The sequence below is a fragment of the Erythrobacter sp. KY5 genome (assembly GCF_003264115.1).
GTDB lineage: Bacteria > Pseudomonadota > Alphaproteobacteria > Sphingomonadales > Sphingomonadaceae > Erythrobacter.
Genome location: NZ_CP021912.1, coordinates 1,085,082 through 1,100,054, shown reverse-complemented (window position 1 = coordinate 1,100,054; position 14,973 = coordinate 1,085,082). Strand labels below are relative to the sequence as shown.

Annotated in this window: 12 protein-coding genes; 10 read left to right on the top strand and 2 right to left on the bottom strand. The window is 63.6% G+C overall.

The window, feature by feature from the left end:
• The first annotated feature begins 73 nt into the window (after window positions 1-73).
• Entirely contained in the window at window positions 74-841 is a 768-nt protein-coding gene (locus CD351_RS05250) for a hypothetical protein (protein ID WP_111991627.1), read from the top strand.
• 77 nt (window positions 842-918) lie between these two features.
• On the opposite strand, the gene CD351_RS05245 is transcribed toward CD351_RS05250, so the two are convergent.
• Window positions 919-1,311: a hypothetical protein gene (locus CD351_RS05245; protein WP_111991626.1), complete on the bottom strand. Its 393-nt coding sequence runs from the start codon at window positions 1,309-1,311 to the stop codon at window positions 919-921.
• Between the two features lie 140 nt (window positions 1,312-1,451).
• Between CD351_RS05245 and serS the strand changes: the two genes are divergently transcribed.
• Genes serS through CD351_RS05230 form a run of 3 tightly spaced genes read left to right on the top strand, consistent with a single transcriptional unit; the run spans window position 1,452 to window position 4,600 of the window.
• Window positions 1,452-2,732, top strand: coding sequence for a serine--tRNA ligase (gene serS, locus CD351_RS05240; RefSeq protein WP_111991625.1), 1,281 nt, complete (start codon window positions 1,452-1,454; stop codon window positions 2,730-2,732).
• A complete protein-coding gene (gene surE, locus CD351_RS05235) occupies window positions 2,732-3,496 on the top strand; it encodes a 5'/3'-nucleotidase SurE (protein WP_111991624.1) in 765 nt (254 codons plus the stop codon). The genes serS and surE overlap by 1 nt, the downstream gene beginning before the upstream one ends.
• Window positions 3,497-3,508: 12 nt before the next feature.
• On the top strand, window positions 3,509-4,600 hold the full coding sequence (locus CD351_RS05230; RefSeq protein ID WP_234027238.1) for a TrkA family potassium uptake protein: 1,092 nt from the start codon (window positions 3,509-3,511) through the stop codon (window positions 4,598-4,600).
• A 134-nt stretch (window positions 4,601-4,734) separates the two neighbouring features.
• Here the strand turns inward: CD351_RS05230 and CD351_RS05225 are convergent, their stop codons facing one another.
• On the bottom strand, window positions 4,735-5,133 hold the full coding sequence (locus CD351_RS05225) for a DUF1761 domain-containing protein (protein ID WP_111991623.1): 399 nt from the start codon (window positions 5,131-5,133) through the stop codon (window positions 4,735-4,737).
• 188 nt (window positions 5,134-5,321) lie between these two features.
• On the opposite strand from CD351_RS05225, the gene rimO reads away from it, so the two are divergent.
• The 6 genes from rimO (at window position 5,322) to CD351_RS05195 (ending at window position 14,935) form a co-directional block, all read left to right on the top strand.
• On the top strand, window positions 5,322-6,734 hold the full coding sequence (gene rimO, locus CD351_RS05220) for a 30S ribosomal protein S12 methylthiotransferase RimO (RefSeq protein ID WP_111991622.1): 1,413 nt from the start codon (window positions 5,322-5,324) through the stop codon (window positions 6,732-6,734).
• A 248-nt stretch (window positions 6,735-6,982) separates the two neighbouring features.
• Complete coding sequence (locus CD351_RS05215; protein WP_111991621.1) at window positions 6,983-7,792, top strand: transglutaminase family protein; 810 nt, start codon at window positions 6,983-6,985, stop codon at window positions 7,790-7,792.
• Between the two features lie 86 nt (window positions 7,793-7,878).
• A complete protein-coding gene (gene zwf, locus CD351_RS05210; RefSeq protein WP_111991620.1) occupies window positions 7,879-9,351 on the top strand; it encodes a glucose-6-phosphate dehydrogenase in 1,473 nt (490 codons plus the stop codon).
• Entirely contained in the window at window positions 9,344-11,149 is a 1,806-nt protein-coding gene (gene edd, locus CD351_RS05205) for a phosphogluconate dehydratase (RefSeq protein WP_111991619.1), read from the top strand. Before zwf ends, edd begins: the two co-directional genes overlap by 8 nt.
• A 4-nt stretch (window positions 11,150-11,153) precedes the next feature.
• On the top strand, window positions 11,154-12,149 hold the full coding sequence (locus CD351_RS05200; RefSeq protein ID WP_111991618.1) for a glucokinase: 996 nt from the start codon (window positions 11,154-11,156) through the stop codon (window positions 12,147-12,149).
• Window positions 12,146-14,935, top strand: a complete 2,790-nt coding sequence (locus CD351_RS05195) for a phosphoenolpyruvate carboxylase (RefSeq protein ID WP_111991617.1) — start codon at window positions 12,146-12,148, stop codon at window positions 14,933-14,935. Before CD351_RS05200 ends, CD351_RS05195 begins: the two co-directional genes overlap by 4 nt.
• Window positions 14,936-14,973 lie beyond the last annotated feature (38 nt).

Sequence of the window (14,973 nt, the reverse complement as noted above, 5' to 3'; positions counted from 1 at the left end):
TATGGTGATTTGCACTTGCCCCCTCCGTGGCTATGGCGTGAGCCAGACATGCGACAAAGCTGGAGGACATTCAATGAAAGTTGAGATGAAGACATGGGGTGCGCTTGGCCTTGCAACCGCTTTGATCGGTACGGGTCTTGCCGGTTGCGGCGGCGAGGCGGGCGAAGGTGGCGAAGCCGCCATGGTGGGTGAAGCTGGCTCCGCAGGCGAAGCCGGAGAGGCTGGTGAAGGCGGCGAAGGAGGAGAAGGCGGCGAGATCGGCGCCCTTCCCGTGGAACAGCGCCTGGTCTTCATGGCAGGGCACGTTGAGGCGGGCTTGGCGCTTTATCGTGCAGGTGAAAGCGAGGCGGCTGCGCCGCATCTGCTTCACCCGGTGTCCGAAACCCATTCGGACGAGCGCGCTGGACTGGACGCGCTGGGCTTCGATCCCGCTCCCTTCGAGCAAGTTTCAGACAGTCTTGAAGCGGGCCTTCCCGCGTCCGAAGTCGAACCGCAACTTGCCGCCGCGCAGGCCAATCTCGAAAAGATGCGCGAGGCTGCCGGGGGCGATCCGGCAGCACAGATCCGGTTCCTGATGGACACCGCAAGCCAAGAATATGCGATCGCGGTCAAAGACGGCGCGATCACCGATCCTGCCGAATATCAGGATGCGTGGGGCTTCGTGACGGTCGCGCGCAGGATTGCCGAGGATCTCGATGCGCCCAAAGCCGGTGCCGTTCGCGAAACTCTCGACCAGATGCTCGGCCTTTGGCGTGAGGACGGGCCGTTCGCCGATGGCGAACCTGCGTCAGCGGGCCAGTTTTCGGCGCTCGCATCGCGGGTGCAGCTCGACCTGCCCTAAAGGGCTTCCGCAGACGCACAAAGCGCGAGCCGGTATGGGACCGGCTCGCGCTGATTATGTGTCAGGTCTGGTTGGGTTCAGTTGGTGGGCACCGGAGGCATTGCCACTCCGCCGCCATTGACCAGTGGCGCTGCCGGCGAGCCGGCCATTTCAGCTTTCCGACTGCGCGAAGCGGTCTTGGCCTTGGGCTTCGTTTTCTTGGCCGCTTTGGGTTTTGGCAGGGCTTCGATGCTGTCGCCGTCGATGCTTGTGCCTGCAATCTGCACTTCGCTTTCGCGGGCGCGCTTGTCGTCGCGCATTTTCTTGAACAGGTAACCGCCAGCGCCGACGGCAATCATGGTGGGCAGGCTCATCCGCTTGAGCGCAAACGGGATCGCGCTTCCCAGCAGAGCGCCTGCCGTGCCGCCTGCGATGGGGACTTGTTTGGTGACTTGCGAGCCGACGAGGGCTCCGATGACGTTCCTTAGCATGTGAGTTCTCCTTACCCCTCACTAATGGCACCGGCGCACGAAGGTTCCGTTTTGCATTCAAGCGGTTCGGCGGATCGTTTTGCTCGTACGGCAAACTCTCCCTTTTCATCACGAGGGCGACAAGGCATAGGCTGGCGCCCATGCATGATATCCGTATGATCAGGGACAATCCGCAAGAGTTCGACGCCATTATGGCGCGGCGCGGTCTTGAGCCGGTTGCAGCGCAGATTCTCGCACTCGACGAGGAACGCCGCGCGCTCACGACGAAGCTCCAAGAGGCGCAGAGCCGCCGCAACGAAGCGTCAAAAGCCATCGGCGCTGCCATGGGCAAGGGCGACAAGGACACCGCCGAAGCGCTCAAGGCCGAAGTTGCGCAGATCAAGGCCGACATGCCTGCTCTGGAAGAGAGCGAGCGCGAAGTCGCCAAGCGCCTCGAAGACATGATGCTTGCGCTCCCCAATCTTCTCGATCCCTCGGTTCCCGATGGCCAGGATGAGGACGACAACGTCTTCCTTCGCGAATGGGGTGAGAAGCCCAGCTTTGATTTCGACCCGCAGGAGCACGCTGACATTGCGCCCGCGCTCGGCATGGACTTCGAAACCGCCGCCAAGATTTCTGGCGCTCGCTTTACCTTCCTGCGCGGCGATATGGCGCGCCTGCACCGCGCGCTTGGCCAGTTCATGCTCGACAACAACACGCGCGAACATGGCTTTACCGAGTGCAATCCGCCGCTCCTGATCAACGAGGAAGCGGGCTATGGGACGGGACAACTCCCCAAGTTTGGCGAAGACCTGTTTCGCACGACCGACGGGCGCTTGCTGATTTCGACCTCCGAGATGGTGCTTGGCAATTCCTTCCGAGAGCAGCTGTTCGCCGAGAGCGATTTTCCCATGCGCCTGACCGCGCTCACGCCCTGCTTCCGCAGCGAAGCGGGCGCAGCGGGCCGCGACACGCGCGGGTTTATCCGCCAGCACCAGTTCGAGAAGGTCGAAATGATCGTTGCCTCCTTGCCTGAGAAGGCAGAGGAAGAGCTCGATCGCATCACCGCCATCGCGGAAGGCATCCTGCAAAAGCTCGGTCTGCATTACCGCGTCGTCGCGCTGTGTTCGGGCGACATGGGCGCGGCGATGATGAAGACCTACGACCTGGAGGTGTGGCTGCCCGGTCAGGATGCCTATCGCGAGATCAGTTCCTGCTCCAACGGCGGCACCTATCAGCCGCGTCGGATGAATGCGCGCTATCGCCCGGAAGGTTCCAAGAAGAGCGAGTATTTTCACCTTCTTAACGGCTCCGGCCTTGCGGTGGGGCGCACGCTCGTCGCGGTGATCGAGAACTACCAGCAGGCCGATGGCAGCGTGCTGGTCCCCGAGGCGCTCGCTCCCTATATGGGCGGCGTGACAAAGCTGGAACCTGCCACCTGATGCGTATCCTCCTGACGAACGATGATGGCATCCGCGCGCCGGGGCTCGAAGTGCTTGAGGCCATCGCGCGCGAGTTTACCGACGACATCTGGATCTGCGCTCCTGACGAAGAGCAATCGGGGATGGGCCACGCGCTCACGCTTACGCGCCCTGTGCGCCTTCGCAAGCATGGAGAGCGGCGCTTCTCGGTCACGGGCACTCCGACCGACAGCGTTACGATGGGGCTGCGCAAGGTCGTCGACGCTGCGCCCGACCTCATCCTGTCGGGCGTCAATCGCGGGGCGAACCTTGGCGATGACATCACCTATTCCGGCACGGCTTCGGCGGCGATGGAAGGCGCGCTTGCGGGCATTCGCTCGATCGCCTTGAGCCAGGTCTATGCCCGCAACGGAGCAGCGGACGACGACACGTTCCGCGCGGCGCTCGCCTGGGGCAAGCGCGTGATCGCGCCGCTGCTCGATGTGCCGATGCCCGAGCGCTCGCTCATCAACGTCAACTTCCCGCCGCTCGCCGCCGAAGACGTCAAGGGCATCCGCGTCGTGCGTCAGGGCTTCCACGACTACGCCCGCGGCACGGTGGTCGAAGGGCGCGATCCGCGCGGCTTTCAGTATTACTGGTTCGGCCTCGACCCGATCGAGCACACACTCGACCACGGCACCGACCTTGAAGCGATCGACGACGGCTTCATATCGGTTACGCCGCTTCACCTCGACCTCACGCATTACAGCAGCATCGACACGCTTGCATCGCGGTACGAGGACTGATTCAACAGGCCCATGGCGAAGCGCGAACCTCAGCACACGATTTCGAACCAGCGGGGCAGGCATCCCGTGCAAAAGCGCCTCAAGCCGCTGAGACGCGCGGTCAAGCTGCCGGTCTGGGGCGATCTTTCGCTCAGGATTGGCGCGGCGATCTTCCTCATTTTCATCGTCGTGATGATCCACTGGTTCGACCGCGACGGCCTGGTCGACAGCGTCGATGGGGAGATCAGCTTCCTCGACGTGGTGTACTTCACCATGATTTCGATCACGACGACGGGCTTTGGCGACATCGCTCCGGTCACTGACAGTGCGCGGCTCAAGGAAGCGATCATCGTCACCCCGATCCGGTTCGCGGTGTTCTTCATCTTCGTGGGCACTGCCTACAACTTCATCATCAAACGCAGCTGGGAGAAGTGGCGCATGGCTCGCATTCAGGAGAAGCTTTCGGGTCACGTGGTCGTCCTCGGCTATGGCGTGTCGGGTTCGCAGAGCGTCGAGGAGCTTATCGAACGCGGCACCAAGGCCGACGACATCGTGGTCGTCGACCCGAGCGAAGACCGCCTCAAGGAGGCCGAGAAGCTTGGCGTCAACGTGATAGCCGCCGATGCGACCCGCGATGAGACGCTGAAGGCGGTGCGGGTGTCGATGGCCAAGAACGTGCTGGTCTCGGCAGGGCGCGACGACACCTCGATCCTCATCGTCCTCACCGTTCGCCATCTTGCTCCCAAGGTGCCGATCAGCGTGGTCGTGCGCGCTGACGACAACGAGCTGCTGGCGCGGCAGGCGGGCGCGAACAACGTGATTAACCCCGTGCGCTTTACCGGCCTCCTGCTCGCAGGGTCCGCCAACGGGCCGCATATCGCAGACTACCTTGCCGACCTCGCTTCGGTTTCGGGCCGTGTTCAGCTCGTCGAGCGCGTGGTGGCGGAGGACGAGTGCGGCTGCTCGATCACCGAGCTTTCAACCGGCGGCAGGGGCCTTCGCGTCTATCGCAACGGCCGCGCCATCGGCTTTTGGGAGGACGAGTGCCAGAACCTCCAGCCCGGCGACGTGATCGTCGAGATCGTGCCGTCGACCAACGGCAACGGTAATGGCAACGGCGGGTAACCTTGTCTTGCGCTCACCCATCCGGGTGAGCGTCCTCGCTAGACGCGCAGCAAAGCTGCGCCCGCTGCGGGCGGCCGGTCGGCCTTGCGAACCCTGACGGGTTCGATCCACCGCTAACCAATTGGATCGGCGGCTTACAGGAACAACAAGAACACTCCGCCCATCGCGGCCATTCCCGCGATGAAGTGGCCTGCATCTATCGCGAACAGCATGCCGCTTTTGCGCTGGTAGAGGTAGTTGATACCCACCGCCGGGATCATCACGCCCACCGCGAAACCGACAGCCATCATCATCACCACATGCGGCTCTGGCGAGGTCCGCGCGATCAGGTGCCACAGCACCATCGCGATCAGCATTTCGAAGGCGAAAGTCAGCCCGAAGATCAGCGCCATGTTGCCGCCCTGCACGTCCTCGTCCGACATGCCCGCCGCGCGCTGCCATGCTTCACCGAACAGCACCCCATACCAGATCGCCCCGACCGTGAAGAACGCCGCGGTGCCAGCAAGCACCGGCCATAATGCGAAATCGCCCATCTTTCCTCTCCCGTTTGTTTGCGACCCGGCCACCCGCTCCCTCCACCCTTCCACCCGGATCGTAACCCGGTGTGATAATCCGGGTGGAAGGGTGGAGGAAGCGGGTGGCTTGGTAGCGCCAAAGCCAGATGTAGGAAAGCTGCACACTCTGGCACTTCGCTCGCAACCGGTGTAAGGGCGCGCGCATCATGAATACCCCCTCCACCCTTCCAGACGCCAAGCGCGTCGGCATGGTCTCGCTCGGCTGCCCCAAGGCGCTGGTCGATTCCGAGCGTATTCTCACACGCCTGCGTGCCGACGGCTATGCGATGAGCGCCGATTATGCGGGCGCCGATGTCGTGCTGGTCAACACCTGCGGCTTCCTCGACAGCGCCAAGGAAGAGAGCCTTGCCGCCATCGGTGAGGCCATCGCCGAGAACGGGCGCGTCATCGTGACCGGCTGCATGGGCGAGGAGGCCGACGCGATCCGCGCCGCTCATCCGCAAGTGCTCGCCGTCACCGGCGCGCACCAGTACGAGCAGGTGGTCGAGGCCGTGCACACCCACGCCCCGCCTTCTCAGGGGCCGTTCGTCGACTTGATCCCGCAGCCCGCCGCGCTCAAGCAGCGAAGCGGTAGCGCAGACAACATGATCAAGCTGACCCCGCGCCATTACAGCTATCTCAAGATCTCCGAGGGCTGCAATCACTCCTGCGCCTTCTGCATCATCCCGCAATTGCGCGGCAAGCTGGCGAGCCGCCGGATCGACGCGGTGCTGCGCGAGGCGGAGAAGCTGGTCGCGGCAGGTACGAAGGAGCTGCTCGTCATCAGCCAGGACACCAGCGCCTACGGTGTCGATACGCGCCACGAGGCTAAGCCTTGGAAGGGGCGCGAAGTGCGCGCGCACATGACGGACCTCGCCCGTGAGCTTGGCCAGCTGCGCACCGCAGAGGGCAAGGCTCCGTGGACGCGGCTCCACTATGTCTACCCCTACCCCCACGTCGATCACGTCATCCCGCTGATGGCCGAGGGGCTTTTGACGCCCTATCTCGACATCCCGTTCCAGCACGCCGCGCCCTCGGTTCTCAAAGCGATGAAGCGTCCCGCGAACGAGGCCAAGGTGCTCCAGCGCCTCAAGGGCTGGCGCGAGATCTGTCCCGAGATCGCCGTGCGTTCGAGCTTCGTCGTGGGCTTCCCCGGCGAGACCGAAGACGACTTCAGGTACCTCATCGACTGGCTTGAGGAAGCACAGCTCGACCGCGTCGGCGCATTCCGGTTCGAACCTGTCGAGGGCGCGGCCGCCAACGACCTGCCGAACCCCGTGCCCGAAGAGGTCAAGGAAGAGCGCTATGCCCGCCTCATGGAAGTGACCGAGCGCATCAGCGCCGCCAAGCTCGCCGCCAAGGTCGGCAAGACCCTGCCCGTCATCATCGACGAGGTGGGCGAACCCGACGAGGACGGTGACATCGGCGCAACCGGGCGCAGTCAGGCCGACGCGCCGGAGATCGACGGCGCGGTTTACCTCCGCAACGTGCCCCTGACCCTGGAACCCGGCGCGATCGTCGATGTCGAGATTGAGGACGCCGACGCTCACGACCTTTATGGCGTGATTACAGACGCTTAGTCCAGAAGTGGACCGCATGTTACACGGTCCAGGGGCAAAACCTGCCTTTGTGTCACTCTCGGGCCGAAAAGTGTCACCTTGCGGCTCAAAGTGTGACCCTTGGGCATAAAGTGTCACTCTGGCTGAGGGCGAGTGTCCATTCTCAGTCGGGCGTGCGAGAGCCATGCGCGCTGCCGTATCAGCCGGCTGGCAAGTAGGAAAACACGCCGCGCTCGGAACCGCCGCGTTCTCATGCGTTAGGTTAACATATGTCCGTACTCATCTCCTCCCGCTTCGCCTTTTGTTTCGACCAGCCGACTTCGGCGCTGCTTCAGTTCGAAGCCGCTTCGCTGCCTGAGCAGGAGATTATCGACACTGCGACTTCGATCACCGCAACCCAGCACCTCGCCCGCGTCGCGGCGCAGGATAATATCGGGGAGCGGATCTGGCTCGAAGGAAAAGGCCGGATGGAGGTCCAGTACGAAGCGAACATTCGCGTCAAACGACAGCTGCACGACCTTTCCACCCTCGCCTCGCTTCCCCCGCACATGCTGCCGGGCGAGACGGTCAAGTTCCTGCTCGATTCCCGTTATTGCCGCGCCGACCAGTACCAGTCGCTCGCGTCCGCCGAATTCGAAGGGACGAGCGGGGGTGCGCGCATCGCCGCGATCCGCGACTGGATAGAGGCCAACTTCACCTACACGCCGGGCATCTCCGATGCTTCCACCGATGCAAGCGACAGCTTCATCGCGCGCGCCGGTATCTGCCGTGATTACACGCATGTGCTGGTGATGCTGGCCCGCGCCTCTTCGATCCCGGCGCGCTATGTCGCCTGCTATGCGCCCGGGGTCACGCCGCAGGATTTTCATGCCGTCGCCGAGGTGTTCCTTGCCGATCCGCATGGCGAGGAAAGCGAAGGCGCAGGTAGCTGGCAACTTGTCGATGCAACCGGAATGGCCGACCTTGCCAATGCGGTGAAGATCGGCGTGGGACGCGATGCAGCCGATGTCTCTTTCCTCACCACCTTTGGCCCGATGCAATTCGAATACAGCAAGGTTTCCGTAGCGTTTGGAGACTGAATCTTACGTTTTCGCACCTGCAACAATTCTTTCGTTGCAGGCATCCTGACATGACGTTACGCCCCACTTGAATATTGGGGATCACGATGACTGAATTTGCTGCTGACCGTTTGCTCTTGTTCGGGGCGACGGGGGACCTTGCGCGGCGCAAGCTGCTGCCCAGCCTTTGCGCTCTTGATGCGGACGGGCTTTTGCCGGAACGCCTCGCCATTATCGGCACGGCGCGCAGCGAAATCGACGATGGCGAATTTCGCAATATGGCGCGTGAGGCGCTTGAGGAATTCCTGCCCGCTGAACGGCGCGGCAGCATGGCGCAGTTTCTCAATCGCCTGACATACCAGCCGCTCGATGCGTCCACGGTCGATGGCTTCGATGCGCTGGCGGCAAAGGTCGCCGATGCGGGCAAAAGCGATGAGGAAAATGGCGGCCTCGCCATATTCCTTTCCACCGCACCCAGCCTGTTCGGCCCCACGATTGCCGGGCTACAACATGCCGGGCTGACGGGTGAGAAGGTGCGCATGTGCCTTGAAAAACCGCTCGGCACCGATCTGGAAAGCTCTGCGCAGATCAACGATGCGGTTGCCGATGCCTTTCCCGAAGAACGCATTTTCCGCATCGACCATTATCTGGGCAAGGAGACGGTGCAGAACCTCCTTGCGCTGCGTTTTGCCAACATCCTGTTCGAACCGATCTGGAATTCGAACATCATCGAGCATGTGCAGATCACAGTCGCGGAGACGGTGGGTCTCGAAGGCCGCGTGACGTTCTACGACGATGCAGGCGCGCTGCGTGACATGGTGCAGAACCACATGTTGCAACTGCTCGCTCTGGTCGCGATGGAACCGCCGACAAGCTTCGATGCGACCGCCGTGCGCGATGAAAAGGTCAAGGTGCTGCGTGCTCTGCGCAAGGCTGTCGCCAGCGAGACCGTTACCGGTCAGTACCGCGCAGGTGCGGTCAACGGACAGGCGGTGCCGGGCTATGACGAGGAACTGGGCAAGCCCTCGACCACGGAAACCTTCACCGCGATCAAGGCGCATGTCGACAATTGGCGTTGGAAGGGCGTGCCCTTTTACCTGCGCACCGGAAAGCGCCTGCCTGAACGCGTGACCGAGATTCTGGTCAAATTCCGCTGCGTCCCGCACTCGATCTTCGAAGGCCAGAAACTTCAAACCGCCGCAGGGCTCCAACCCAACCACCTCCTCATCGGCATTCAGCCAGAAGAGGACATCACGCTCTCGCTGATGGCGAAAGTGCCGGGCCTTGATGAAGACGGCGTACGCCTGCGCGAAGTGCCGCTGAAGATCGCGATGCCATCGGCCTTTGCCGAGACCCAGCGCCGCATCGCGTATGAGCGCCTGCTTCTTGACCTCATCAAGGGCGATCAGACATTGTTCGTGCGCCGCGACGAGGTCGAGGCACAGTGGCACTGGATCGACGCGATCCGCGCCGAATGGGAAGCGAACGGCGTCACCCCCAAGACCTACACCGCAGGCAGCTGGGGGCCGAGCGCGGCAATCGCGCTCGCCGAACGCGACGGAGTGAGCTGGCATGAGTAACCTCAACGACACCATCCACCGCGTGACGGAGCGTATTATCGAACGCTCAAAACCGTCGCGCGGGCGATATCTCGACCTGATGAAGCGCGAGGGCGACCGACGCCCCGAACGCGAGCAGGTCTCATGCTCGGTGCTCGCTCATGCCTTTGCGGGCGCGCTTGAGGATCAGGAGGCGATGAAGGAGGGGCGCGGGCCCAATATCGGGATCGTCACCGCCTATAACGACATGCTCTCCGCGCATCAGCCCTATGGCCGCTATCCCGATCGCCTGAAGATCTATGCGCGCGAAGTGGGCGCAACGGCTCAGGTCGCGGGCGGCACGCCTGCTATGTGCGATGGCGTCACACAGGGCGAGGACGGGATGGAGCTCTCGCTCTTTTCTCGCGACAACATCGCCATGGCCGCCACGGTCGCGATGAGCCACCAGATGTATGACGGCGCGGCCTATCTTGGCATTTGCGACAAGATCGTCCCCGGCCTGATGATCGGCGCGCTGCGCTTTGGCCACCTGCCCGCGATTTTTGTGCCGTCAGGCCCAATGCCGAGCGGGATTTCGAACAAGCAGAAGCAGGAAACCCGCCAGAAATATGCGGCGGGCGAAGTCGGGCGCGATGTGCTGCTCGAAAGCGAACTCGCAAGCTATCACTCGCCGGGCACCTGCACGTTCTATGGCACCGCCAACTCCAACCAGATGATGATGGAGATGATGGGGCTGCATGTTCCGGGCGCGGCGTTCGTCCAGCCGGGCACGAGATTGCGCCAGGCGCTCGACCGGGCGGCGGTTCACCGGGTGGCCGAGCTTGCCGGGACGACGGAGCGTACTCTGGCGCAGGTGGTCGACGAAAAAGCGATCATCAACGCCGCCATCGGCCTTCTCGCCACGGGCGGCTCCACCAATCACGCAATCCACATCCCCGCCATGGCGCGCGCCGCCGGCGTCATCATCGACTGGACCGACCTTGCCGAGCTGTCGAGCGTCGTCCCGCTCGTCGCGCGGGTCTATCCCAACGGATCGGGCGATGTGAACCAGTTCCACCACGCTGGCGGCATGGGTTACGTGATCGGCGAGCTTCTGGGCGCAGGCCTTGCGCACGCCGACATCCTCACCGTGTGGGAAGACGGCTTCGAAGCCTACACGGCAGAACCCGTCTGGCAGGACGACAAGCTCCAGTGGACCCGCGTCACCGAAACGCGCGACGACACCATGCTTCGCCCGGTGGCAGAGCCTTTCCAGCATGACGGCGGCATGAAGCTTTTGACCGGCAATCTTGGCCGCGCCTGTTTCAAATCATCGGCGGTCGCAAAAGAGCGCTGGACCATCGAGGCGCCGTGCCGCGTGTTCGAAAACCAGCATGACGTGACGAAAGCCTTCAAGGCGGGCGAGCTTGACCGCGATGTCGTGGTCGTCGTGCGCTTTCAGGGCCCGCGCGCCAATGGGATGCCCGAACTCCACTCGCTCACCCCGCCGCTCGCAGTGTTGCAGGACAAGGGGTTCAAGGTCGCGCTCGTCACCGATGGGCGCATGTCGGGCGCGTCAGGCAAGGTGCCTTGCGCGATCCACATCACGCCCGAGGCTGTCGGCGGCGGACCGCTCGCTTACCTGCGCGATGGCGACATGGTGAAGGTCTGCGCGGAGACGGGCGAGCTTTCGACCACAGCCGACCTCGACGCGCGCGACGCCGCTCCCGATCCCGAGCCCGAATGGGGCGTCGGGCGCGAGCTTTACCGGATGATGCAGTTGCAGGCCGATGGCGCCGAACAGGGCGCATCGGCAATGCTCGCCAGCGCAGGATTGTAAAGCCTTGGCGGGGGAGACACAGATCGTCACCGTCGATATCGGCGGCACGCATGCACGCTTTGCCATCGCGACCATCCATGCGGACAGCAACATCGCGCTGGGCGATCCGGTCACGATCCACACCGAAACCCACGCCAGTTTCCAGACCGCGTGGGAGGATTTCGCGCAGCAGATGGGCGGCAATTTGCCCGACCAACTGGCGATGGCGGTGGCCGGGCCGATCAAGCCCGACATCATCCGCTTTACCAACAATCCCTGGATGATCCGCCCGCCGCTGATCGAGAGCAAGCTGGGCTGCAAGAGCCACGTCATCGTCAACGATTTCGAAGCCGTGGCTCACGCCGCTGCGCGCGCGCCTGACGAGGAATTCCTGCATCTCGCTGGCCCGGACGTGCCCTTCCCCGAACCCGGCACGATCAGCGTCCTTGGTCCGGGCACCGGGCTGGGCGTCGCATACTTCTATCGCCGCCCCGACGGCTCTTACCGCGTTCAGGCGACCGAGGGCGGTCACGGCGATTTCGCGCCGCTCGACAGTATCGAGGACGCGATCCTTGCTCGCCTGCGCAAGCGCCACACGCGCGTCTCGGACGAACGCGTCGTCTCGGGCCCTGCCATCGTCGACATTTTTCAGGCGCTAGCTGCCATGGAAGGGCGCGCGGTGCGCGAAATGACCGATGTCGAAATCTGGACCGCCGGAACCGACGGTTCGGACAGCCTCGCCGCCGCCGCGGTCGACCGCTTCTGCCTCGCACTGGGATCGGTCGCAGGGGACATCGCGCTGGTTCAGGGGGCCAAGGGCGTCGTGATCGCAGGGGGCCTTGGCTACCGCATTCGCGAGACGATCCGCACGTCCGGTTTCGCCTCGCGCTTCACCGCCAAGGGGCGCTTTGCCGGGATGATGGCGACGCTTCCGGTAAAGCTCATCACCCACCCCCAACCCGGCCTGCTCGGTGCAGCAGCCGCCTTTGCCCAGACCCATCTTGAGGAACCGCAGCCATGACCTTGCCGCTGACCACGCTCGGCTCGCTGTCAGAGCGATTGCAGGAGCTGCACGCCCGCACGCGCGAGACGCCGCTGTTCAACCCGGTCTTTCAGCTTGGCCTCGACCTGTCGCGCTCGCTTGAGGGCGGGGTGATGGACCTCGATGCGCTCGAAGACCTAGTGGTCGAGATGGAGTGCAGCTCGCTCAAGGCGCGCGCCAAACGGCTTGAGCGGCTGGTTGCGCCGGTCGAACCGCAAGCCAACACGACCGCTCTCAAGGAAGCGCTGGGACCGGGTGAGGATTTCAACGCTTTTCGCGCAAGGTTGGAAACGCCGAGCCTGCACGCGGTCTTCACCGCGCATCCCACCTTTTTGATGACGCCCGCGCACACAACGGTTGTCGCCGAAGCCGCCGCGACCGGCGCGAAGCTTTCCTGCGATGCCTGCGCCACCAGCGAGCCGCGACCCGCCGTCACGCTCGATTACGAACACGAACAGGCGATGGCCGCCATCGCCAATGCGCAGGATGCGCGCAGCCAGATCGCTCGCGAGGCGCTGGTCCATGCAGCCGCGTGCTGGCCGAAGCAGTGGAAGATCACAAAGCCGCTGCCGTTCCGCTTCGCGACCTGGGTTGGATACGACATGGACGGGCGCACCGATATCAAGTGGTACACCTCGATCCGGTTCCGCCTGTCGGAAAAGGCCGAACGGCTGGAGCGTTATGCGGCTGACCTCAAGGCCATCGACGCCGGGCACGCATTGGTCGAAACGCTCACCGCAGCGGCCGAACACGCCGCGCGCGGGGCGAAGGACTTCGCAGATGACCTTACCGATGCGGACAAGCTTTCCGCCGCCGCCAACCGGCTGACCGCTGACGATCCGGCAAAGCTGACCTCGCTCGCTGGGATCATCGAAGCGCTCGAAAAAGAGGCCGAGGCGAGCGACGATACCGATCACGCCGTCGACCTGCTCACTCTTGCCGCCGCGATGCGCGCCGATGGGCTTGGCATGGCGCATGTCCATTTCCGCGTGAACGCAAAGCAGCTTCACAACGCCATCCGCGCGCATCTGGGCGATCAAGCGGGCCTCGATCTCGCCAGCAAGGGCGCGATGGCGACGCTTCGCCGGATGCTTGCAGAAGTCGAACCCAAGCGAACCAATTTCGCCTCGCTCGCCATCGAAAGCTCGACCGCGACCCGGCAATTCCTCGCGATGGCGCAGATCCTGGGTCATATCGACGCCGATACGCCGATCCGGATGCTGATCGCCGAATGCGAGCAGCCCTCGACCATCCTCGCCGCGCTGTATCTCGCGCGGCTGTTCGGGATCGAGGACAAGGTCGATGTCTCGCCTTTGTTCGAAACCGAAAGCGCGCTTGAGCACGGCGGGCGCTTCCTCGAAGCGCTGTGCGCAGAAGACCAGTACAAGGACTACGCCCGGACACGCGGACGGGTGTGCATCCAGACCGGGTTCTCGGACGCCGGGCGGTTCGTCGGGCAAATTCCCGCGAGCCTCGCGATTGAGCGTCTGCAAGGGCGGCTTGCGCAGGCGATGGAGCGCAATGGCCTCAAGGACGTGGCCGCTCTGATCTTCAACACACACGGCGAAAGCATGGGTCGCGGCGCGCATCCCAGCGGCTTTGCCGACCGCCTGACATGGCCGCTCAGCCCGTGGGCGCGCAGCCGGTTCCACCGTCACGGAATTGAACTCGAACCCGAAGTCAGCTTTCAGGGCGGCGACGGATATCTGCTGTTTGCCAACCCCGCGCTCGCCCACGCGACACTGACGCGGATCATCACCGATGCGCCTGAGCGCAGCGAGGTTTGCGACGATCCATTCTATGCGCGCACCGATCTCAGCCTCGATTTCTACCGCGCCATCCGTGCGCATCAGCGCGCCCATCTGCGCAGCCAGACTTACAGCCGCGCGGTGACAGCCTTCGGCCTCGGCTTGCTCAATTCGACCGGCAGCCGGGTCTCGCGCCGCCAGTCGGACCTTAGCGCCGACCGCGACATGAACCTACGCCAGATCCGCGCGATCCCGCACAATTCGATCCTCCAGCAGCTTGGCTTTCCGGTGAATGTCATCGCCGGGATCGGCAGCGCGGCAGATGGCAATTACGAAGAGATCGCAGCGCTCTTGCAGGAAAGCGAGCGCGGGCGGCAGATGCTGCGCCTTGCCCGCACATCGAACTCGCTCGCCAGCATCAAGACGGTTGCGGCATATGGCGAGCTGTTCAACTCCGCTTACTGGGCGAGCCGTCCCTATCGCGGGACCGAGCCGCATTTGTCGGCCGCGTGCGAGGTGCTGGCCGAATATCTGACCAAGGACGATCGCACCGGGGTGTTCCGCCGCCTTGCCTCCCGCTTGCGCGTCGATGCGCTCAAATATCACCGCCTGATCGAGCTGTTGCCGCCGGTTGAGAATGACATGCCGGTCGAGGAAACCCGCCGGATGATCGGCGCGGCGCAGGCGCTGAGGCTGGCGCTGATGCAGCATATCTTCCTTCGCGCCGTGTCGGTCCCGGTCTTCTCCAGAGCGAACGATGTCAGCCGCGAGGACGTGCTGGAGATGGTGTTCAGCCTGCGCATCGAAGACGCGCTTTCCCAGATGCGGCGCGCGTTCCCAACGCATTTCCCCTCGCCATCCGATTTCGCGATCGACGCGCCTGCCGACTATCCCGATGCGCAGGCGGAGGGTTATGCCGCGATCACCCGCGACTTCATCGACCCTATCGAGCGCGCCTATTCGCTGATGCTGCGTCTCAGCATTGCGATAGCCAACCAGTTCGGGGCGCACGGATAACTCCGCGAGGCCATGCGCATTAACCTTTGGGTTCCCTG